The sequence below is a fragment of the Vreelandella arctica genome (genome assembly GCF_037070215.1).
In the GTDB taxonomy this organism is placed as follows: domain Bacteria; phylum Pseudomonadota; class Gammaproteobacteria; order Pseudomonadales; family Halomonadaceae; genus Vreelandella; species Vreelandella arctica.
The window spans coordinates 217,125-238,731 of sequence record NZ_JBANSN010000005.1 but is presented as its reverse complement, the minus strand read 5'-3'; the positions used below and the strand labels follow the sequence as shown (position 1 = coordinate 238,731).

The 21,607-nt window shown below is 53.9% G+C and carries 18 protein-coding genes; 1 reads left to right on the top strand and 17 read right to left on the bottom strand.

Translation table 11 applies throughout. The annotated features are described in order from the left end of the window. Positions 1-95 precede the first annotated feature (95 nt). Entirely contained in the window at positions 96-2,828 is a 2,733-nt protein-coding gene (gene acnA / locus V8L70_RS06770) for an aconitate hydratase AcnA (RefSeq protein WP_336269094.1), read from the top strand. Between the two features lie 87 nt (positions 2,829-2,915). Here acnA and V8L70_RS06765 read toward each other — a convergent pair whose 3' ends face one another. The 17 genes from V8L70_RS06765 to V8L70_RS06685 all read right to left on the bottom strand — a co-directional run bounded on the left by V8L70_RS06765 (position 2,916) and on the right by V8L70_RS06685 (position 21,518). After that, positions 2,916-4,595: an NAD-dependent malic enzyme gene (locus V8L70_RS06765; protein ID WP_336269093.1), complete on the bottom strand. Its 1,680-nt coding sequence runs from the start codon at positions 4,593-4,595 to the stop codon at positions 2,916-2,918. Between the two features lie 236 nt (positions 4,596-4,831). Next, positions 4,832-6,043 (bottom strand): YeeE/YedE family protein, encoded by a 1,212-nt coding sequence (locus tag V8L70_RS06760; RefSeq protein WP_336269092.1) that lies wholly within the window; start codon positions 6,041-6,043, stop codon positions 4,832-4,834. A gap of 156 nt (positions 6,044-6,199) precedes the next feature. After that, entirely contained in the window at positions 6,200-7,213 is a 1,014-nt protein-coding gene (locus V8L70_RS06755) for an AI-2E family transporter (protein ID WP_035562829.1), read from the bottom strand. Positions 7,214-7,505: 292 nt separating this feature from the next. Further along, on the bottom strand, positions 7,506-8,528 hold the full coding sequence (locus tag V8L70_RS06750) for a tryptophan--tRNA ligase (protein ID WP_336269091.1): 1,023 nt from the start codon (positions 8,526-8,528) through the stop codon (positions 7,506-7,508). Positions 8,529-8,599: 71 nt separating this feature from the next. Next, positions 8,600-9,658 (bottom strand): pilus assembly PilX family protein, encoded by a 1,059-nt coding sequence (locus tag V8L70_RS06745; RefSeq protein WP_336269090.1) that lies wholly within the window; start codon positions 9,656-9,658, stop codon positions 8,600-8,602. Continuing rightward, positions 9,655-10,146 carry a PilW family protein gene (locus V8L70_RS06740; protein WP_336269089.1) on the bottom strand — a complete coding sequence of 164 codons (492 nt, stop codon included), beginning with the start codon at positions 10,144-10,146 and terminating at the stop codon, positions 9,655-9,657. Before V8L70_RS06740 ends, V8L70_RS06745 begins: the two co-directional genes overlap by 4 nt. Positions 10,147-10,152: 6 nt before the next feature. Beyond that, entirely contained in the window at positions 10,153-10,575 is a 423-nt protein-coding gene (gene pilV / locus V8L70_RS06735) for a type IV pilus modification protein PilV (RefSeq protein WP_290674477.1), read from the bottom strand. Beyond that, positions 10,572-11,126, bottom strand: coding sequence for a pilus assembly FimT family protein (locus tag V8L70_RS06730; protein ID WP_336269088.1), 555 nt, complete (start codon positions 11,124-11,126; stop codon positions 10,572-10,574). The genes pilV and V8L70_RS06730 overlap by 4 nt, the downstream gene beginning before the upstream one ends. Before the next feature lie 3 nt (positions 11,127-11,129). Continuing rightward, a complete protein-coding gene (locus tag V8L70_RS06725; protein WP_336269087.1) occupies positions 11,130-11,549 on the bottom strand; it encodes a type IV pilin protein in 420 nt (139 codons plus the stop codon). Between the two features lie 79 nt (positions 11,550-11,628). Next, positions 11,629-12,609 (bottom strand): 4-hydroxy-3-methylbut-2-enyl diphosphate reductase, encoded by a 981-nt coding sequence (ispH, locus tag V8L70_RS06720; protein WP_336269086.1) that lies wholly within the window; start codon positions 12,607-12,609, stop codon positions 11,629-11,631. Between the two features lie 30 nt (positions 12,610-12,639). Next, the gene (fkpB, locus tag V8L70_RS06715; RefSeq protein ID WP_336269085.1) at positions 12,640-13,086 is read right to left on the bottom strand and encodes an FKBP-type peptidyl-prolyl cis-trans isomerase; all 447 of its coding nucleotides are present in this window, start codon (positions 13,084-13,086) and stop codon (positions 12,640-12,642) included. A 19-nt stretch (positions 13,087-13,105) separates the two neighbouring features. Further along, positions 13,106-13,603 (bottom strand): signal peptidase II, encoded by a 498-nt coding sequence (gene lspA, locus V8L70_RS06710; RefSeq protein WP_139041587.1) that lies wholly within the window; start codon positions 13,601-13,603, stop codon positions 13,106-13,108. A 55-nt stretch (positions 13,604-13,658) separates the two neighbouring features. Continuing rightward, positions 13,659-16,520, bottom strand: coding sequence for an isoleucine--tRNA ligase (gene ileS, locus V8L70_RS06705; RefSeq protein WP_336269084.1), 2,862 nt, complete (start codon positions 16,518-16,520; stop codon positions 13,659-13,661). After that, on the bottom strand, positions 16,504-17,541 hold the full coding sequence (gene ribF / locus V8L70_RS06700; RefSeq protein WP_101146638.1) for a bifunctional riboflavin kinase/FAD synthetase: 1,038 nt from the start codon (positions 17,539-17,541) through the stop codon (positions 16,504-16,506). Before ribF ends, ileS begins: the two co-directional genes overlap by 17 nt. A 65-nt stretch (positions 17,542-17,606) precedes the next feature. Beyond that, entirely contained in the window at positions 17,607-19,190 is a 1,584-nt protein-coding gene (gene murJ, locus V8L70_RS06695; RefSeq protein ID WP_198556053.1) for a murein biosynthesis integral membrane protein MurJ, read from the bottom strand. A 110-nt stretch (positions 19,191-19,300) separates the two neighbouring features. Beyond that, positions 19,301-19,567 (bottom strand): 30S ribosomal protein S20, encoded by a 267-nt coding sequence (rpsT, locus tag V8L70_RS06690; RefSeq protein ID WP_008959243.1) that lies wholly within the window; start codon positions 19,565-19,567, stop codon positions 19,301-19,303. A 952-nt stretch (positions 19,568-20,519) separates the two neighbouring features. Then, positions 20,520-21,518, bottom strand: a complete 999-nt coding sequence (locus V8L70_RS06685; protein WP_101146784.1) for an IS5 family transposase — start codon at positions 21,516-21,518, stop codon at positions 20,520-20,522. Between the last annotated feature and the right edge of the window lie 89 nt (positions 21,519-21,607).

The following is a 21,607-nucleotide window of genomic DNA, read 5'->3' as shown; positions in this document are numbered from 1 at the left end:
CCATACTGGGGTAAGCCATACTAGGGTAATCAATACGACAGGAAGATCGTGACCGTCACGCTGAGGGCAACACTCAGCAATCAGAGGAGAGACACATGAGCAAGACACCCGATACGCTAAGTACCTTAGAGGTGGGCAGTAAAACGTACCACTATTACAGCCTACCCAAAGCGGCAGAGGCACTGGGCAGCATTGACCGGCTTCCCAAGACGCTCAAAATCCTACTCGAAAATCAGCTGCGCTTCGGCGATGACGAAAGTGTGGCTGAAGAAGACATGCAGGCCCTGGTCGACTGGCAGGAAGAAGGTTATTCCAGCCGTGAAATAGGCTACCGGCCGGCACGTGTCTTAATGCAAGATTTCACCGGCGTCCCTGGCGTGGTGGATTTAGCCTCCATGCGCGCTGCTGTCGAAAGCCTTGGCGAAGACCCAGCCAAGATCAACCCGCTATCACCGGTCGACCTGGTCATTGACCACTCGGTCATGGTCGATAAATTTGGTAACCCCGCCGCGTTCCAAGAGAACGTGGATATCGAAATGCAGCGCAACCGCGAGCGCTATGAGTTTCTGCGTTGGGGTCAGCAGGCATTTGACAACTTTAGCGTCGTACCGCCTGGCACCGGCATTTGCCACCAGGTCAACCTGGAGTATCTAGGCAGAGCGGTATGGACCAAAGACGAAGACGGCAAAACCTTCGCCTACCCCGACACGCTCGTGGGCACCGACTCTCACACCACGATGATCAACGGCCTGGGCGTACTCGGCTGGGGTGTAGGCGGTATTGAAGCGGAAGCAGCCATGCTCGGACAGCCGGTGTCGATGCTGATTCCAGAAGTCATCGGGTTTAAATTGTCCGGCAAGCTACGCGAAGGCATTACCGCTACTGACCTAGTACTCACTGTTACCGAAATGCTGCGTAAAAAAGGCGTGGTAGGTAAATTTGTTGAGTTCTACGGCGACGGTTTGAAAGACCTGCCGCTAGCGGATCGCGCGACGATTGCCAATATGGCGCCTGAGTATGGTGCTACCTGCGGTTTCTTCCCGGTAGACGATGAAACCCTGAACTATATGCGCCTAACCGGGCGTGAAGATGAGCAAATTGCGCTGGTTGAAGCCTATAGCAAAGCCCAAGGGCTGTGGCGCGAACCCAGCGATGAGCCGATCTTCACCGATGCGCTGGAACTGGACATGACCGAGGTGGAAGCCAGTCTGGCTGGCCCCAAACGCCCGCAAGACCGTGTCGCTCTGCAGGATATGGCGGCGGCCTTCGGCAAGTTCATGCAGGAAGACGTCAAAGCAGACTCAACCGCCAAAGGGAAACTCTCCTCTGAAGGCGGCCAAACCGCGGTCGGAGTGGAACGCAGCTTTGAACACGACACCAGCCAAGCCGTTAAACTGAATGATCAGGACTTTAGCCTCGACCCCGGCGCGGTGGTGATTGCGGCCATTACGTCGTGTACTAACACCTCCAACCCCAGCGTGATGATGGCTGCGGGCTTGCTAGCACGTAAAGCACGCGAAAAAGGCCTAACCACTCAGCCTTGGGTGAAGACATCACTGGCCCCCGGCTCCAAAGTCGTCACCGATTATTTGGAAGCCGCTGGGTTAAACGACGACCTGGATGCACTGGGTTTCAACTTGGTCGGCTACGGTTGCACTACCTGTATCGGTAATTCCGGCCCCCTACCTGACGAGATCGAGCAGGCAATCGACAAGGGCGATATTGCCGTTGCCTCGGTGCTGTCTGGTAACCGGAACTTCGAAGGCCGGGTTCACCCCTTGGTTAAAACCAACTGGCTAGCCTCCCCGCCCCTGGTGGTCGCCTACGCCCTGGCCGGTAATGTTCAGCGTGACCTCACCAAGGAACCCATTGGTAACGACAGCAGCGGCGAGCCTGTCTATCTCAAAGACATTTGGCCCACTCAAGCAGAAATCGCCAGCGCCGTTGAGAAGGTCAATACCGCGATGTTCCGTAAAGAGTACGGCGCGGTGTTTGAGGGTGACGACGTCTGGAAAGCCATCGACGTTTCAGAGAGCAAGGTCTATCAGTGGCCTGAATCGACCTACATTCAGCACCCGCCCTTCTTTGAAGGCATGGGCCGCGAGCCGGATGCCATCGAAGATGTGCACAACGCTCGTGTTCTAGCGATGCTAGGCGACTCGGTAACCACCGACCATATCTCCCCGGCGGGCGCCATCAAGCCTGACAGCCCGGCAGGTCGCTACTTACAAGAGCACGGCGTTAAGCCGGTCGACTTCAACTCCTACGGTTCACGCCGGGGTAACCATGAAGTCATGATGCGCGGCACCTTCGCCAACGTGCGGATCAAAAATGAGATGCTCGATGGCGTTGTCGGTGGTGAAACACGCCACGTCCCCAGCGGCGAGCAGATGGCTATTTACGATGCCGCGATGAAGTACAAAGAGGAAGGCAAACCGCTAGTCGTGATCGCTGGTAAAGAGTACGGCACCGGTTCTTCACGGGATTGGGCAGCCAAAGGCACACGCTTGCTGGGCGTTCGCGCCGTGATCGCGGAATCCTTTGAGCGCATCCACCGCTCTAACCTGATCGGTATGGGCGTTGTACCGCTGCAGTTTGCCGAAGGCGAAAGCCGTCAAACGTTGGGATTAACCGGGGATGAAGAGATTTCGATTGCCGGTTTGAGCGACCTGACACCGGGTGGCACCGTCAAAGTCGTGATCAAAAATGCCGACGGGGAACGTAGCGTTGATGCCAAGTGTCGAATTGACACGGTAAACGAGCTGGCTTACTACCGTCATGGTGGTATCCTTCACTACGTGCTGCGCAAGATGATCGGCGCAGCCTAAAGGTAAAACCTACCAATGCTTGCATGCCCCCACTTCGGTGGGGGCTTTTTTTGGGCTTGATCTAGCAGATTGCTGATAAGTGCATGCTTAAAAAGCACGGCGGCGGTAAGTGCGGTAATCCGGCGACCAGGATGCCTTTTCAATCAACTCACGCAGCGTCGTGCCGCTGGTTTTCAGCGCCACGCCATTCTGCTGCGCCTGTGCAGCGACTTCAAAGGCAATCGACTTACTGATATCGCGAATACGCGATAGAGGTGGCAGCAGCGCGCCTTTGCCCTCTTTGACCAACGGTGCTTCCCGGGCCAGTGCCCGTGAGGCGCTCATCAGCATCTCATCGGTGACTCGGTTGGCACTGGCGGCAATCACGCCCAACCCGATGCCTGGGAAGATATAGGCGTTGTTGCACTGGGCAATCGGATACGTGCGGCCGTTGTGAACCACGGGCGCAAAGGGGCTACCGGTGGCTACCAGCGCTTGACCATCGGTCCAGCGGATAACATCTTCCGGTACCGCCTCCGCTTGCGAAGTCGGGTTAGAGAGCGGCATGATGACCGGATGTTCACAGCCCGCGTGCATGGTACGCACGACCTGCTCGGTAAATATGCCGCGCTGGCCGCACACGCCGATCAATACCGTTGGCTTGATCTGCGCGATCGTCTCCTCCAGGCCTTGACCATTCCAGCCAACCACCAGCGAGGGGTCATGGGCCAAACGGCGCTGGAAGTCGCGCTGCCACGCTTGATCGCTGGTCATTAAACCATCCCGATCAACAATAAAAATGCGTGCCCGGGCTTCGCTTTCGGTCAAGCCTTCAGCTTCCATGGCCACCACCACCTGCTCGGCGATGCCACAACCTGCCGAACCGCCACCCACAAAGACGACACGCTGCTGAGCAATGGTTTCTTCACGCGCTTGGCAAGCCGCCATCAAGGTACCGACCACCACCGAAGCAGTGCCTTGTACGTCGTCGTTGAAGCAGCACAGTTCATTACGGTAACGCTCAAGCAGCGGCACCGCATTGGCCTGGGCAAAGTCTTCAAATTGCAGCAGCACGTTAGGCCAACGGCGCTTCACGGCGGCAATAAACTCAGCCATGAAAGCATCGTACTCTTCCTGACCTACCCGCTCGTGGCGCCAGCCCATGTACATGGGGTCATCCAGCAGCGCTTTGTTGTTGGTGCCTACATCAATCATGATCGGCAGCGTGTAAGCGGGACTAATGCCACCACAGGCGGTATACAGCGCTAGCTTGCCAATCGGGATACCCATGCCCCCGATTCCCTGGTCACCCAGCCCCAAAATCCGTTCACCATCCGTCACCACGATGACCTTGACGTTATCTTTCGTGGCGCTGCGCAGGATGTCATCCATATGCTCGCGGTCAGGGTAGCTAATAAACAGACCACGGTGGTTACGATAAATATTGGAGAATTCCTGACATGCCTGCCCCACCGTGGGGGTATAAATAATCGGCAGCATCTCTTCCAGATGCTGAGAAACCATACGGAAGTAGAGCGTTTCGTTGTCATCTTGAATAGCGCGCAGATGGATGTGTTTCTCAAGGTCACTATGGCACTGCTGGTACTGGCGATAGACCCGCTCCAGCTGATCCTCAATGGTTTCCACCTTTTGCGGCAGCAAACCAATTAGGTTAAACGCCAGGCGCTCCTGTTGAGTAAACGCGCTGCCTTTGTTCAATAGCGGCATTTCGAGCAAAGAAGGACCGGCGTAAGGAAGGTATAAAGGGCGTTTACTCTGGGTAGTCATAAGCATTCTCTTTTTATGTCAATCACTGCTGCAATGCAGCAACATCGGGCGTTTGCGGCGTTTGGGCTTAATGTAACATGCTCCTGCTACAAAGGTAGAAGAGAGCGACGTTGTTAACATAAAAACGCCCCGGTTGAATGGGCTTCAAACCGGGGCGTCATCTATTTATCTACCCAACTGCCGCCTATTTACTTATTCCTTAACTACTTGGCTACTTGAGGAGCGCTAAGTTAGCATTAACTCGTTTTAGCGGTTGGCTTGCGGCCTTCTACGCCGTTAAAAAAGAAAGGCCTTAATTTAACACCCAGCATATTGCCGGCGAACGCAGCAACCAACCACACCCAGCCATGCAGGCTGCCAGACGCAATGCCGCTGAAGTAGGCGCCGATATTGCAGCCATACGCCAAACGGGCGCCATACCCCAGCAGGAGGCCACCAACAATTGCCGCCAGTAGAGATTTCAATGGAATCTTGAAGTTAGGCGCAAAGCGACCGGCCAAGCTGGCGGCGGCAAGTGCCCCCAGCATGATGCCGACGTTCATTACCGTAGTGATATCGCTCCATACGCTGGCTTCAAGGGCCGCCGCATTACCCGGCGCTTGCCAATAGCCCCATTGGCTTACATCGCCACCAACGAGCGCATAGCTCTTTGCACCCCACAGAGCGAACGCAGAGGTAATTCCCCATGGGCGGCCAGCCAATGCCAAGGTGACAAAATTCAACAACGCCAACGCCACGGCCCCCGCGACCAATGGCCAAGGCCCTGTCAGCCAACGCTCAGCCCCCTGTTTATTGACGGCAGGCGCCTGCTCTAACTGACCATGGCGGCGCTTCTCCATCACCCAGGTGAAAGCAGCAATCGCAGCAAACAGCACCAGGCTAATCGCCACCCCGCCACTGACACCAGCCACGTTGACCAGTGATACCGGCTGAAAGGCCGGCAAACTCTGCCACCAGGCAAAATGCGCCGAGCCAATCACCGAGCCGACAATAAAGAACACCAAGGTGATCAACATACGTGCGTTACCACCGCCCGCTGTAAAAAGCGTACCAGAGGCACACCCACCGCCTAACTGCATACCCAGCCCGAATAAGAATGCCCCCACCAGCACGGAGATACCGATAGGCGCGACAAAGCCCGACACTTCATTACCAAAAAGCGTGCCCGCTCCCAACGCAGGGAAAAACAGCACCACCGCAATCGCCAGCATCACCATCTGGGCACGCAAGCCACGCCCTCGCCGTTCGGTAATAAATACCCGCCACGCCGAGGTAAAGCCAAAAGCAGCATGATAAAGCACCATGCCAAACAGCCCACCGACAATCATCAACAGGCCCGTATTGGCCTCAAATACCACCCCTATAAGCAACGCGCCAAGCACGATCGCCGCAGTGGCGATAAGCGGCACGCGGTAACTCTGCGGCGCAGCAGCCGTCGTTGTAGACATACATTCACCTTTATCAATGCCAAAAGCGCCTCTTCACGAACAGGCGCTTCCAGACAGAATGGATCCAGTTAGTACGGATAATGATGACAAGCTTAACGCTGCTAATAATCGGCGTACAATTATTTGTGCAGCGGCATTTATGACGATTAACACTATTTACTGGCTTTCTTCCTCTCGAGTGACGTATAGCCTGTTCACCAACACAAACGCCACCACCGTCAGCGGTGCGGCCAAAATCAGGCCGGCTAAACCAAACAGAGTACTGGCTGCAAACAGCGAAAATAGCAGCATCGCTGGAGGCAAGTGAACAGCGCGCTGCTGTACCAGCGGCTGTAAAATATTGCCCTCTACCTGCTGAATAACCGTATACGCAATCAGCACAAATAGCGTGGTTTGAGGACTCACCGTGAAGGCAAGCAACAACGCAGGAATAGCAGCGATCAGGGGCCCCACCAGTGGCACAAAATCCAATAGCCCCGCCACCAACCCCAAGCCAAGCGGCGCAGGTACGCCTAACAGCCACATGCTGACACCCACTAAGAGCCCCGTGACCACCATGGCCACTAACTGCCCGCCAAGCCAAAAGCGAAGCGCCTTACCGCTCTCATCCAGCGCTTCACCCAAACGTGGGCGGCTTTTAATGGGCGCGAGTAGCAATAAACCACGGCGATAAAGACCCGGCTGTGCAGCAAAATAAACCATGCCGACGATAAGCGCGAAAAAGCTGACAACACTGCCTCCCATGGAGACCACTACCATCCCCACTTGAGAAATACCATTACCAAACAGGTTACCCGCCCGCTCAGCTGCGTTATCAACCAACGGCGCTAGCTGCGACCCTTCAAGCCTTTCCTGAAGCTGATCCCATGCCTCGGGCAATAGAACAGCCAGTGATTCCAACTCAGCAGACACCTGCGCGCCAAATGCCCAACTAACTAAGCCTAGCGCCAGGGTTAGCGTAATAATCACCGTTAACAACGCCAGCCACCGTGGCACGCCTAGCCTCAAAAGTGGCGTCATACCCGTTTGCAATATACAGGCGCCCACCACTGCGCCAAAAATCAGGATCAGTAGACCAACAAGCTTCCAAAGCATTAACGCGACGACGGCCAGCGTTAAGGCTATCAATGCACATTCCGTAAACGACTGATGTCGATACCTTGACCGCATACAATATTCCCTTTGTGGATGCGTTGCTTTTGCGAAGCGAAGTACGTATCTGAGAAATACATAGCCTACGTGATAAGCACTATAGGACATCAGCACAACCATGCTCATGTACAACCATGCTCATTCAGTTAATGACTGACGCCCCCGATTGAAGGCTGAGCTGTCACTAACAGCCTCGTTAGTAGCAAAGCGCGAGGCCCGAAACAAGCGAAGCCCTTTCCAAGCGGAAGGGGCTTCGTCGTTACTGCTAGATGACTAACAGGTCACTACTGTGAATGGCAGTATTCAGATATTAAACAAACCGCCCCAGGCCAACGGCAGCACGTAAGCGATCCATCGTCACTGCCGCTTCTTCGCGCGCCCGCTCTGCGCCTTTCTGAAGTACCGCTTCAATATGAGCGGGATCTTCCATTAACGCGTTATAGCGTTCACGGGGCGCGCTTAAGTGAGCGTTCAAGTACTCAAACACTTGGTTCTTCGCATCACCCCAGCCAATGCCTGCAGCATACTGCTCGCGAAGGTTGGCGGTCTCTTGCGCCGTCGCAAAAGCGGAGTAAATCTGAAACAGTGTGCAGGTGTCCGGATCTTTCGGCTCACCGGGCTCCAGTGAGTTGGTCTTGATCTTACGTACCAGCTTCTGCAGCTTTTTCTCAGCCGAAAAGAGCGGGATCGTATTATCATAGCTTTTGGACATCTTGCGCCCATCCAACCCATTCAGAAGCTGCGTCTTCTCGTCAACGACGGCTTCTGGGAGGACAAAATGCTGGCCCTTGTAGAGATGATTAAAGCGCCCGGCGATATCACGGGCCATTTCGATATGCTGAATCTGATCACGCCCTACCGGCACCTTATTGGCGTTAAACATTAGAATATCCGCCGCCATTAGCACAGGGTAGCCAAACAGCCCCATGGTGATGCCTTTATCCGGGTCTTGGTTTTCCGCCTCTTCGTTCTCAGCCACCGCCGCCTTATATGCATGGGCGCGGTTCATTAAGCCCTTGGCGCACACGCAAGAGAGCATCCAGGTGAGCTCGGGGATTTCCAGAATATCCGACTGGCGATAGAAAATGGCATTGTCGGTATCCAGCCCCAACGCCAGCCAGGTGGCGGCAATTTCCAAACGCGATGCTTGTACGCGCGCGGGGTCTGGGCACTTGATCAGCGCATGGTAATCAGCCAAAAAGTAAAACGACTGAACGTTGGGGTCTTGGCTGGCCTCAATAGCGGGCTTGATCGCCCCGACATAGTTACCGAGGTGCGGGGTGCCGGTGGTGGTGATACCGGTGAGAACGCGGGTTTTGGGCTGCTCACTCATTTAGAATTCTTAGCTCATATTGGCTGATGGATGGCTTGAAAAACCATGATACTACACAAGAAATTTCACTCCTATTCCCAACGTTGTATATCAAAATCTCCTTCAGCGCCTCCGCCAACATCACCTTTTAAGCCATCAATGACTTCTGTATCAAATACAAAATCACCTGTGCCGCCATTTACACGTATATTTGGTTCTAAGAAATTGACTTTTCCCTCGACATTCTCATAAGGAATACGAACTATGCTCCCTCTAATCTCGTTATTACCGCCGCCATTATAGTTAAAACCAGATTCTCCTTTTCCCAATAGTATTAAAACCCCAGAGAAATCACCCTGATTACCCTTCCATTCAAAATCGCCATCTACTACGACTATACTTCCATTATAATCACTCAATTTACCATCAGGAGTTTCAGAGAAATAATTAACAAGCTCAGAACTCTTCAAACTATTTATGAAAGCTAAAAATTCCTCATCAGATTCAAACAAAGAGCCATTTTCATTGGCGTTAGAAATATAGTTAATCCATTCTTGAGCATGATTTCCATTAGCATCAACAAATTCTTCCTTAAATTCTTTAAGTATGGTTATAAACCCACCCAGCTCCTTAAGATTATCAAGAAAATCTTTAATAATGGGTGGCAGACTAACTCCATCATAATCATATTTCAAAAAAATAGGCTCGCTTTCAGCGATAGTGTTTCCTGCTTCATCTTCAACCGCACCCATGGCAACGACGTAATGTTCTGATCCATCTACAACAACAGGAAAATATAAGCACCTACTATAGCTATCTTCACCGCTATCACAAATCCCTTCTTTAATCATACCTTCTGGATAATTCTCTTTTAACTCTTCGTAGCGTTGTGATTTAACCGCTGCTTTCCAGTCATCCTCAGATGAAAGTGCACTATAGAGCTTATCCTTCCAATCATTCTCATCATTAAAGTGGGTGTCAGCCTCTGATGCTGCTCTCTCTGCATTCATCTGAGCCAGCGCCACCGCGCGGTAATTCCCCGCCAGCCGCTCATCAATCAGCGCTGAGTTCATGCCGGAAATACCGATCATCAGTGCGCCAGAGAGCAGAGCCATCACAATTACTAATGCTGCGCCTTGTTGGTTTTTCATGAGGCTGGCCCTTGTGAATTGATGACTGTGTCGCGATCACTGACCCTAAAAGTAAAGGTATCGCAGACTGAATGTTCATTGCTTCGGCAATCGCCAATAAACAATGTAACTAAAGAAAACGCACTACTGCCACCAAGTACAGGAAGCATCGGACAGTTAGCAACATCATCTACGCGGGCAAGGTCTACTACTGGCTCCTCTATTACTACATCACGCAGCACACAGTAATAGCGCTTACCATTGTCAGAGTCTCGTTCATCTAGCACGATAGCGTAGTTACCCATATCTCCTTTACGGCCTGCTTCTATCAGCGTGTTTACTGTGAAAATTAACGATTCCTGCTTGCGGCTTAACTCATCTACTGTTCTAAAGGTTTGAAATGTGGTGAGAAAAAGCTGGCCAGCGCCCAAAATAATGATGGTGCCAATCGCCATGGCGACCATCAATTCAACGAGTGTAAAACCTGTTTGCCGTTGGTAGGGCATCATTATTACCTACTCGGAAAGGTCAGGAAGACGGAAAGTGTAGGTGAAGGTTTCAGGGTCGATATCACCTGGATTCTGCTCCAGATTAATTTCAACTCTGAACTCACAGGTGCCAAGGTTAGGGTCACTACTATCAGCGATATCACCACTGAAATGGCGTATAGGCGTTTGGCTTCCTTCAAACCAGTGGCTTCTCCAATCGTCTTCGATATTGCTGCCTTGAATAACGGTGCAATCAGTTAACTGAGCCAACTCCGCCCACAGCCTCTCTTGGGCATCTACCGCCGCCAGCGTTGCCACCGAGCGCTGGTAACCGGCAGTGGCGCTTTGTAATGCTTTAAGCTGCATGGCGGCTACGCCGATCAAGCCAATGGAAAGCACCACCAGCGCGATGAGCGCTTCTATTAAGCTAAAGCCGCGCTGATGAATCATGGATTCTCCTTGCGGATGCTGCCCGTTGCGCGAACTTCCAGTGTCACAGGATTAATTGATGCATTATCTTGACGCGGGCCTATTGTGATTTTGCAGACAGAATTTGGGCAGCTAGACGTTTTTGCCTCTCCCAGTGATTCAAAGATAATTTTCAACTCACCACTGCTCACATTATGGCTAAGATTATCTGCCTGACTGATGCGAAGCACTTGATCATTACTAGTTTCATTGACAGGTTTAACCCAATAGCACCAGGAGGGATAAAGATAACGAGCCGCATCGTCGCCACCCGGCTTTACACTCTGCCCTTCATTGCACACACCACGCGGGTTACTCACCTCTCGCGGCGAAAATACTACTTCCATGTCACGCCGCTGCTTAATGGCTTCACTACGAGCCAAACTGAGCACGGAAATAATTTCATTAACATCACTTGCTAACTGCTGGCGGGCAAGAAAGCCTGAGAATGCAGGCACCGCCACCGTGGCCAGAATCGCGGCAATGGCCAAGGTAATCATCAGTTCAATAAGCGTGAAGCCGCGTTGATTCATAAATTACCAGCAACCCTCGGGCGCACGCTCGCCATTACTGCGTAGCTCTAACGTTTTACAGCCCGATTTCACACGATCCGTAGCATCTGTGGCACGCACCACATAGCTGCCTGCTTCTGGATCAACAAGCTCAAATGTCGCGTATAACTCATTTGACTGATCATTAAGATAGTCGATGGCATTAGTGCAGCCGTCATAGCTGTAACTGCTGGTATAACAGCGCTCCAAACGGCTAGCGGCTTCCATTAGCACCGCTGTGGCTTCAGCGCGCTGGCTGCGTTCCACATAGCGGGTATAGCTGGGGTAGGCGATGGAGGCAATGATGCCAACGATCACAACCACGATCATTAGCTCAATAAGGGTGAAGCCGCGCTGGCCGTTCATATACGAACGGCCAGGGGAAGGATGACAAGCGTAAGGCACGCGGCGCTGCTCCTGTAGTCGTTAGCTCATACTTTGAGTATGTCGCAAACTCATACGCTTTGCATCACGAAGCCTAAGATCAGCTGCTGACAATCACCTGCTCACGTAACTCTTTTGGCATGGAAAAAGTAATGGTTTCTTCGCGGCCTTGTAACTCTTCGGGCATAGCAGCGCCCATGGTTTGAAGCTTGGCAATCACCCCTTTGACCAGCACTTCAGGGGCACTGGCGCCAGCGGTGACGCCGATACGCGCTACATTCTCAAGCCACTGCGGGTCGATCTGATCGGCGTTGTCGATCAAATAGGCAGGTGTACCCATACGCTCCGAAAGCTCCCGCAAGCGGTTCGAGTTTGAGCTATTGGGGCTACCGACCACTAATAACAAATCACTCTGGGCGGCTAGCTCACGCACGGCATCCTGGCGATTTTGCGTGGCGTAACAGATATCATCATTGCGTGGCCCTTGAATCTCGGAAAACTTGTCACGCAGCGCATCAATCACTTTGGCGGTGTCATCCATTGAGAGCGTGGTTTGCGTTACGAAGGCAAGCTTGGAGGGATCACGTACTTCCAGGTTAGCAACGTCTTTTTCGTCCTCAACCAAGTAGATACGCCCGCCGTGGGAGGTATCGTAGCGCCCCATGGTGCCTTCGACTTCCGGGTGCCCTTCATGGCCAATCAGAATGCACTCCTGCCCACGTTTGGCATAGCGCAGCACTTCCAGGTGCACCTTGGTCACTAGCGGGCAGGTGGCGTCAAATACCTTCAACCCCCGCCGTTCGGCATCGGCTTGCACCGCACGTGAAACACCGTGGGCAGAGAAAATGACGATAACGTCATCCGGCACTTCATCCAGCTCTTCAACGAACACAGCACCACGATCCCGCAGTGTTTCGACCACAAAGCGGTTATGGACAACCTCGTGGCGCACATAAATGGGCGGGCCAAAGACATCCAGCGCGCGATTGACGATATCAATCGCACGATCCACACCGGCACAAAAGCCGCGCGGGTTGGCCAATTTAATTTCGATAGGCTGTGTTTGCTGCGTGCTTGTCATAAGAGCGCCTTGATGCGACGTAGCATCTGCTTAATGAGTGTTCACCGGCTTAACGTCCAGTACTTCTACTTCAAACGTAAGCGTGCGGCCTGCTAACGGGTGGTTGAAATCCACCTCAATACGATCACCCTCAATGGTTTTGACCACGCCTGGCAATTCCGTTCCCGCTTTATCGGCAAACGACATCACCATGCCAATTTCCGGGGGCTCGTCACCAAAATCTGTCCGCTTAAGGGTCTGAATATTTTGTGGGTTATGCTGACCGAAAGCATGTTCCGGAGTGATCTGAAACGTCCCCTCTTGGCCCGCGACCATGCCTTTAATCGGATGCTCAAAACCGGGCGGCAGGTTGCCATCGCCCACTTCGAAGGTAGCCGGTGCTTTGTCTTTGGTGGAGTCCACCAAAGTGCCGTCTTCCAGCTTTAAGGTGAAGTGTAGCGTCACTTCCATGCCGTCATCGATTAGATAGTCACTCATTGCAGTTCTCAACGTTCAATTAATGGGAAGTTTCGGCCACTTTTTTGCGCCGCCGCTCGCCCATAATGGATTCCCAGATTAAAGCGACAGCCCCCAGGGTAATCGCAATATCCGCCACATTAAACGCCGGGTAGTACCACCCAGCGGCGTGGAAAGAGAGAAAATCGACCACATAGCCATGCACCAAGCGGTCATAAAGATTCCCCAGCGCACCACCGATAATCAACGGCAGCGCGATCGCCAACAGCTTTTCATCGTGTTTGATGCGTGTGAGCCAAATGGTTAAGCCTACCGTCGCGCCAATCGCAATAAGGGCGAAGAACCAGCGCTGCCAGCCGGGGTGAGTGGCTAAAAAGCTGAATGCCGCGCCAGTGTTGTGTAGCAGTGTCAGATTAAAGAACGGCAACACTTCCACTGGCTGAGCATAGCCGAGCTGGCTGCTGGCCACGTATTTCGTGGCCAAATCCAACACAATCACTACCACCGCTAGCCATAGCCAGCGCAGCGGCCGCTGCATCGGCGGCCGCGCGCTGGCATCGCTAGACGTATTCGTATCAGGCGTATTTCCTTCTTTAAGCATAGTAACGAGTCTCACCACTGCCTTCAGGGAGGTTGCTGATACAGCGGCCACATAGATCAGGGTGCTCGGCATGCGTGCCTACATCCGGGCGATGGTGCCAGCAGCGCTCACACTTGGTGTTGTCGCTGGCTTTGACCACCACTTTCAAGCCTTCAAGCTCCGTTGTTTCCGCCTCTACACCATCTACTTCAGCCAGAGGTTTCAGCGTGACTTCGCTGGTGAGCATGACAAAGCGTAGCTCATCGCCCAGTTTAGTCAGCGTCGCCTGCAGTTCATCGCTCACGTATAGCGTGACCTCTGCCGCCAGGCTGCCCTTGATCACTTTGGCATTACGGGCGTCTTCCAGGCACTTGTTAACCGAGTGCTTAACCTCTAGCACCTGCTCCCAGAACGCGCGGCCCATATCAGCGTTATCGTCCAGGCTACCCAGATCCGTGTAGTAGGTCTCAAGCAACACGCTGTCGCCACGCTTACCGGGGATATTCTCGTGGATCTCTTCTGCGGTGAAGGAGAGAATCGGCGCAATCCAGCGGCTTAGCGCTTCCACCACGTGATAGAGCGCGGTTTGCGCACTGCGACGTGCCAGTGAGTCGGTTTGCGTGGTGTATTGGCGGTCTTTGATGACATCTAAATAGAAGCCACCCAGTTCCCGCGCGCAGAAACCATGCACCTGCTGATACACATCCAGGAAGCGGTACTCTTCATAGGCTTTTTCGATCCGCGCTTGCAATTGGTAAGCACGATCCACGACCCATTGATCCAGCGCCAACATATCGCCAAATGCGACTTGGTTTTTCTCTGGATCAAACCCGCTAAGGTTTGAAAGCAGAAAGCGTGCAGTGTTCCGAATCCGCCGATATACGTCTGACGTGCGCTTCAAAATCTCGTCGGAAACGGCCATTTCGCCAGAGTAATCGGTGGAGGCGACCCATAGGCGCAGAATATCACCGCCCAGCTTATCCATCACTTCCTGGGGCGCGACCACGTTACCCAGCGATTTGGACTGTTTGCGGCCCTGAGAATCGACGGTAAAGCCGTGGGTCAGCAGCTGACGATAAGGCGGATGACCGTCAATGGCCGAGCCTGTCAGCAGCGACGAGTGGAACCAACCACGGTGCTGGTCAGAGCCTTCCAGATAGAGATCCGCTCGCGGGCCGCTTTCATGGCCGTGCGGGTGCGAGCCACGCAATACGTGGCGGTGTGTGGTACCGGAGTCAAACCATACATCGAGTGTATCGGTGACTTTGTCGTAATCCGCCGCTTCCGCTCCCAATAGCTCAGCGGGGTCGAGCTTGAACCAAGCATCGATGCCTTCTAGCTCAACGCGCTTGGCCGCCTCTTCCATCAAACCAACGGTACGCGGGTGCAGCTCACCGGTTTGCTTATGCAAAAAGAACGGAATCGGCACGCCCCAGTTGCGCTGGCGGGAGATACACCAGTCCGGGCGGTTTGCAATCATGCTGTGCAGGCGCGCCTGACCCCAAGCAGGCGTAAACGCCGTGGCCTCGATGCCTTCGAGAGCACGCTCGCGCAGCGTTTTGCCGTCTTTGCCTTGAATATCCATGCCCACAAACCATTGCGCCGTGGCCCGGTAGATCACCGGCGTTTTGTGGCGCCAGCAGTGCATGTAGCTGTGCTTGATCGGAATATGCGCCATCAGCGCACCGACTTCGCGCAGTTTTTCGACGATCTGGGGGTTAGCTTTCCAAATCATCTGGCCGCCGAAGAACGGCAGGTCGTCAGCGTAAACGCCGTTGCCCTGCACCGGGTTAAGCATGTCATCGAACTCCATCCCATGCTCGCGGCAGGTCAAAAAGTCATCCATGCCGTAAGAAGGAGCGGAGTGAACGATACCCGTGCTGCCCACTTCTGACTCGACATACTCCGCCAAATAAACCGGCGAGAGACGATCATAAAACGGGTGACGGAAATTGATCAGATCAAGCTGTTTGCCTTGCGTCGTGGCAATCACTTCGCCTTGCAACCCAAAACGCTCTAAACAGCTTTCCACCAACTCTTCCGCCAGCAGCAATAGCCGCTCACCGGTATCGACCAGCGCGTAGGTGAACTCGGGGTGAACGTTCAACGCTTGGTTGGCCGGAATGGTCCAAGGCGTGGTGGTCCAGATCACTACCGCCGCCGGTTTAGACAGTTCGCTTAAACCGAACGCGGCCGCCAGCTTGTCGGCGTCTTCCACCGGGAAGGCGACGTCGATGGCGTCGGACTTTTTATCCGCGTACTCGACTTCGGCTTCCGCCAGCGCTGAGCCACAGTCAAAGCACCAGTTCACCGGCTTCAAGCCTTTAAATACGTAACCCGCGTCGACCATCTCGGCCAAGGCACGAATCTCGCCCGCTTCGTTGGCGAAATCCATGGTGCGGTACGGGTGATCCCAGTCACCGATAATGCCCAAACGCACAAAGTCGGCCAACTGCGTTTCGATTTGCGCACCGGCGTATTCACGGCACAGCTCACGGGCGTGTTCCGGCGCCAAGTGCTTGCCATGGGTGGTTTCTACCTTGTGCTCAATGGGCAAACCGTGGCAGTCCCAACCCGGCACATAAGGGGCGTCAAAACCGGCTAAATTCTTAGACTTAACGATGATATCTTTAAGAATTTTATTAACGGCATGACCGATATGAATACTGCCGTTGGCGTAAGGAGGGCCATCGTGCAGAACAAACAGCGGCGCACCTGCACGCGCTTCACGCAGGCGCTGGTAAATATTCATATCCTGCCACTGGGAAACCCGCCCTGGCTCTTGCTTTGGCAGCATGCCGCGCATGGGGAAGTCAGTTTCAGGCAAATTCAGCGTGTGCTTGTAATCCATAGTCCGGTCAGCCGTCGTTAGCATCAGCGGAATTTCCCGCCGAAGATGAATCAGAAGAAGCGGTCTCACGCCCAAGCGGGGCCGAGGCCAGCGGAAGAGAATAATCGTGGTTGGCCACTGCCGCCGAAAAATAGTGGCGAGCACGGGCTTGGTCACGTTCAATTTGCGCTTTCAGCGCGTCAAGGCCGTCAAACTTGACCTCGCCCCGCAGTCGCGTACAGGGGTATACCGTCATACGTTGGCCGTAAAGATCACCGGCAAAATCCAGCAGGTGCACCTCAAGGGTTGGCCGCTCTGAACCCACCGTCGGACGAAAGCCAACATTGGCAACGCCCTGGTGGCGTTCACCACCTTCAAGCTCAGCGACTACCGCAAAGACACCCCGCAGCGTTAACGGTTGGGGCAGCAGCGGCAAGTTGGCGGTGGGTACGCCAAGCGTGCGCCCCAACTGCTGGTCACGCACCACACGGCCATGCAACGAATAGGGGCGGCCCAGCAAACGCGCCGCGGCGGAAAAATTGCCGCTGGCCAGCAAGGTACGCACCCGCGTGCTGGACACCCGCTCGTCATCCACGGTAAACGTGCGCGTGTGCTCGACACCAAACCCCTGCTCGCGCCCTACTTCCGCCAGCAGCGCAAAGTCACCGCGACGATCACAGCCAAAACGGAAATCATCGCCGACCACCAAATGCTTAACGCCGAGCCCATCAATCAATACCTGATCGATAAACTCGCGCCCCGTCAGGCTGCGCAGCGTATCGTTAAACGGCAGCACCAGCACTTGTTCTGCGCCAAAATCACGCAGTAAACGCACTTTTTCTCGCAGGCGGGTTAACCGCGGCGGTGCTTGGTCACCGGCAAAAAATTCGCGCGGCTGGGGCTCGAACACCACCACTGTCAGCGGCACACTCCAGCGTGCGGCATGTTCACGGCACTGCTGAAGAATGGCCTGATGGCCGCGATGCACACCATCGAAGTTACCGATAGTCGCAACGCAGCCACGATGAGCCGCTTTCAAGTTGTGCAGACCTCGAATGACGCGCATGGCACCTCAGCCGTTGGGAGGACAAAGCCTCTGATTATAACGAACCCACACGCCAGGGTGCAGCGTTATGAGTGCATTTTAAAATGACGGATGCGTAAACCTAATGCTGCCAGCCACGCGAAGTAGAGTGAGCCGCCCATGACCACCAGCCCAGTGACCCAGCTTATCCGCTGCCACAGGCCAAAGGAGAGCCACGCTTGCCAGTCCGGCGCCACAAAATAGAGTGCCGCACACATTAACCCACTGCCCCCGATTAGCTGTACCGAATAACGCTTCCAGCCCGGCTGAAACACTAGCACACCCTGCTTATGCAGCAGGTAACCCAGCAGGCCAGCGTTCAAGAAGGCTGACAGCGCGGTGGCCAACGCCAACCCGGCATGCGCCAGCGGCCAAATTAGCAGCAGGTTAAGCACCATATTAGCGACCATGGCGATAATGCCTACCTTTACCGGGGTTTTGGTGTCTTGACGGGCAAAAAAGCCCGGTGCCAATACTTTGATCAGCATAAAGGCTACCAAACCGAAGGCGTAAGCGCGCAGGCTCATCGCCGCCATTTGGATGTCGTTGTCAGTCATCGCGCCGTAATGGAATAGCGTGATTAACAGCGGCTCAGCCAACACCGCCAGCGCTAGCGCCGCGGGCAAGCCTAACAGCAACACAATGCGAATAGCCCAATCGAGCATCGCAGCAAAGTGCTCTTTGGACTGGTCAGCATGTCGCTTGGAAAGCGCTGGCAAAATCACCGTACCAATCGCCACGCCAAACACGCCTAGCGGCAGTTCTACCAACCGGTCAGAGTAATAGAGCCACGACACGCTACCCGCCGCTAGCAACGAAGCCAAGACCGTATCCAACAGCAGATTAATTTGCGATACCGACACCCCAAACAGCGCAGGCCCCATCAATTTCAGTATGCGCCGTACGCCCTCGTGGGCAAAGTTTGGCCAGGGCGTGGGCATCAGCCCCAAGCGCAGTAAAAATGGCACCTGAAAAACCAGCTGAGCAGCCCCGGCGATCAGCACGCCCCAGGCCAGCGCCATGGCGGGCTCTTCCATTAGCGGCATCAAGAACAGCGCCGCACCAATCAGCGAAAGGTTAAGCAGCACCGGGGTAAACGCAGGCACCGCAAAGCGGTTCCAGGTATTCAGCACGCTACCGGCAAACGCGGTAAGCGAAATCAGCAATAAATAGGGAAACGTTAAGCGCAGCATATCCGCGGTCAGCGCTAGCTTTTCTGGTTCACTGCCAAACCCGGGGGCAAACACCCAAATCAACCACGGCGCGCAGAGCATTGCCACGGCAGTAATCAGCGCCAGCACTGCGGTTAAGCTACCCGCGGTCGCATTCAGTAGCGCACGTATCTCCTCCCGATTACGCTGGGTAGAGTACTCCGAAAGCACCGGCACGAAGGCTTGATTGAAGGCCCCTTCGGCAAATAGACGGCGCAAAAAATTAGGGATCTTAAACGCCACAAAAAACGCATCGGCGCCATCCCCTGCCCCTAATAAGGTAGCGATAACCACGTCGCGCGCCAGCCCCATCACCCTCGACAGCATCGTCATCGCACTGACGACGAGACCCGAGCGCATTAGCCCGCGGCGGACTATTGCGGTGTTTGAGGAAGTATTGGGAGCTTTCTTCGCTGTCATAAGCTATCCACAAAAGCCATCCAGAAAAACTGTCTAGAAAGACTGTCTAGAAAAATCATTCAGACACAAAAAAACCGGCCGCAGCCGGTTTTTTTATGGCGCCTGCCGGCTTACGCCGCCAGTGCCTTAATACGCTTGTTCAAACGGCTCTTCAGGCGAGCTGCTTTCTTCTTAGACAGCACGTCTTTGTCTGCAATACGGTCAACGACCGGCTGCATGGCCTTGAACTCTTCCATTGCCTTAGCGTGGTCGCCGGTGCTGATCGCTTTCACTACACGCTTGATGTAGGTGCGGACCATGCTGCGCTGGCTGGATTTCAGGACGCGACGGTTCTCGGCCTGGCGGGCGCGCTTGCGAGCTTGCTTGCTGTTCGCCACAGGGTATCTCCTTGGAGAATAAAGGTTGCCGAAAAAACGGCAACGAAATTAAATATGTGTTTGTCGGCTGCGCTATGACAGCACGACGTTCCGCAACATGACACTTCTCTAACAACTAGCTGATCAGGTCTATAACAACCAGTTGATTTGGCAGGCTTTTCCACCCTACCAAAACGTATAATAGGCAGTTAAATCGAGCTGCCCATTCACGGGTCTGTCTGAGAGGATGGCATAGTCTATCACGCACCATGCGCGCTTGCTAGCCGTTGTCAATGGTCGTTGATCGAGAATCCCAAGGTCGATGGGGTGATTTATGGATTCAAGCACGGCTTATTTTTGCACGCCAATTAAATTTTTCTGTTTTTTTATATATTTAAAGAGACATGTTCCGTACAAAAAGCATCATTAAAAAAGATTAAAGGAAGACACAAAACAACCTTAGCGTTACACTCTGAAGAGCACCATCGTGCTAGTCAATTAAAACTAGAAAATCTAGTATTAAGCGCTTTCCAAACTTGCCTAGCTGCCTCCTTGAGCACCACGTTGATCGATTTGCAACGTTCAACCAGCTCCATAAAAACAAGCTAATACAATTAATTCTAAAGCTGCTGCATGGCACGCCTTAAAAAGCAGTCGCATCTTATTACTTTTTAAAGTGGGGAAAATGAAAAACATACGCGTTCAACATAGCTTACCGAGCTCAGCGCGGACCAAGTCAACACGGCTAACCGCATGGAATAGTTAAAATAGCGCGGCGGCCATTACGTGGCCGCCGCTACCGAAGCTTTCGAGCCTACTCATTTGGGCAATGGTTAGGGAAACGCTGATCAATTTGTATGTGGGCAACTGACGTTCCCAATGTGGCCCGAGTACTATCTCCGCGATCAATCTTTAGCCACTGTCAGTGGCGTTTTTTACCTGGCAGCCTTGTTTTCCGGCTGCCCAGCCGAATTCAAGACACACTACCCCCACCAAGATGTCTCTGACATCGTCCCGCCAGCACCAGATTAGCCAGTGCAAATAAGCTAAGCAGCTGCGCCTGGTTCTTGGCCAGTCCCTGGTAGCGAACCTTGCGGTAGCCGAAGAGATTTTTGACGACATGAAACGGGTGCTCGACCTTGGCGCGGATACTGGCCTTAGTCTTTTCGAAGGCCAGCAGCAGCGCTTTCTTTCGACTGTCTTCCATTCGCTTGATGGCGCCGCGTCTGGCAGCGGCGCAGCACCGAGTGTCCGGGTCATGCTTATTTTCACCCAGATAGTTTTCCATGCCGAGATAACCCGCATCGCCGTATATTCGCTTGTCATCCTCACGAACCAAATGCCCCGTCATGGTGACATCGGCGACATTAGCCGAGGTGGCGGCCACACTGTGGGTCAGCCCCGTCACGGCATCGACGCCGATATGGGCCTTCATCCCGAAGAACCATTGATTCCCTTTCCGGGTCTGCTTCATCTCTGGATCACGTTGTTTGGCCTTGTTCTTGGTGGAAGGCGCCGCCGCCACAATGGTGGCGTCAACGATAGTGCCCTCGCGCATGAACAGGCCCTGGTCAGCCAGACTGGCATTGATCTCTTCGAAGATCCGTTGAGTCAGGGCATGCTTCTCAAGCAGATGGCGAAAGCGAAGCAACGTGGTCGCGTCGGGAACACTCTCGATGGCCAGGTCGATACCGATGAAGTCGCGCATGGCCTGGCTGTCATAGATGGCATCTTCAAGCGCCTCATCGGCCAGTGCATACCATTGCTGGAGGAAATAGATCCGCAACATCCGTTCCAGACCGATGGGTGGCCGACCGCGCTTGCCCGCCGACGTCGGAAAGTAGGACGGCGACAACGCCCCAATCAAGCGTTGCCATGGCATCAAGGCCTCCATCTGCGCCAGAAACCGTTCCCGGCGGGTGACCTTCTTCTTGTTCTGGTGCTCAGCCTGAGCAAACGAGATCTGCTTCATTGGAAACTCAGTCGGACAGTGGAAGACGATATTTTACCCTGCCGGTGGCACTTAGGCAGCCACGGCTGTATTTATGCAGCGTTTCCTTA

What these genes read in the sequence shown, in the direction of transcription:
- acnA (WP_336269094.1), top strand. Translation starts at nt 96, where the DNA reads ATGAGCAAGACACCCGATACGCTAAGTACCTTAGAGGTGGGCAGTAAA.
- V8L70_RS06765 (WP_336269093.1), bottom strand. Translation starts at nt 4,595, where the DNA reads ATGACTACCCAGAGTAAACGCCCTTTATACCTTCCTTACGCCGGTCCT.
- V8L70_RS06760 (WP_336269092.1), bottom strand. Translation starts at nt 6,043, where the DNA reads ATGTCTACAACGACGGCTGCTGCGCCGCAGAGTTACCGCGTGCCGCTT.
- V8L70_RS06755 (WP_035562829.1), bottom strand. Translation starts at nt 7,213, where the DNA reads ATGCGGTCAAGGTATCGACATCAGTCGTTTACGGAATGTGCATTGATA.
- V8L70_RS06750 (WP_336269091.1), bottom strand. Translation starts at nt 8,528, where the DNA reads ATGAGTGAGCAGCCCAAAACCCGCGTTCTCACCGGTATCACCACCACC.
- V8L70_RS06745 (WP_336269090.1), bottom strand. Translation starts at nt 9,658, where the DNA reads ATGAAAAACCAACAAGGCGCAGCATTAGTAATTGTGATGGCTCTGCTC.
- V8L70_RS06740 (WP_336269089.1), bottom strand. Translation starts at nt 10,146, where the DNA reads ATGATGCCCTACCAACGGCAAACAGGTTTTACACTCGTTGAATTGATG.
- pilV (WP_290674477.1), bottom strand. Translation starts at nt 10,575, where the DNA reads ATGATTCATCAGCGCGGCTTTAGCTTAATAGAAGCGCTCATCGCGCTG.
- V8L70_RS06730 (WP_336269088.1), bottom strand. Translation starts at nt 11,126, where the DNA reads ATGAATCAACGCGGCTTCACGCTTATTGAACTGATGATTACCTTGGCC.
- ispH (WP_336269086.1), bottom strand. Translation starts at nt 12,609, where the DNA reads ATGACAAGCACGCAGCAAACACAGCCTATCGAAATTAAATTGGCCAAC.
- fkpB (WP_336269085.1), bottom strand. Translation starts at nt 13,086, where the DNA reads ATGAGTGACTATCTAATCGATGACGGCATGGAAGTGACGCTACACTTC.
- lspA (WP_139041587.1), bottom strand. Translation starts at nt 13,603, where the DNA reads ATGCAGCGGCCGCTGCGCTGGCTATGGCTAGCGGTGGTAGTGATTGTG.
- ileS (WP_336269084.1), bottom strand. Translation starts at nt 16,520, where the DNA reads ATGCTAACGACGGCTGACCGGACTATGGATTACAAGCACACGCTGAAT.
- ribF (WP_101146638.1), bottom strand. Translation starts at nt 17,541, where the DNA reads ATGCGCGTCATTCGAGGTCTGCACAACTTGAAAGCGGCTCATCGTGGC.
- murJ (WP_198556053.1), bottom strand. Translation starts at nt 19,190, where the DNA reads ATGACAGCGAAGAAAGCTCCCAATACTTCCTCAAACACCGCAATAGTC.
- V8L70_RS06685 (WP_101146784.1), bottom strand. Translation starts at nt 21,518, where the DNA reads ATGAAGCAGATCTCGTTTGCTCAGGCTGAGCACCAGAACAAGAAGAAG.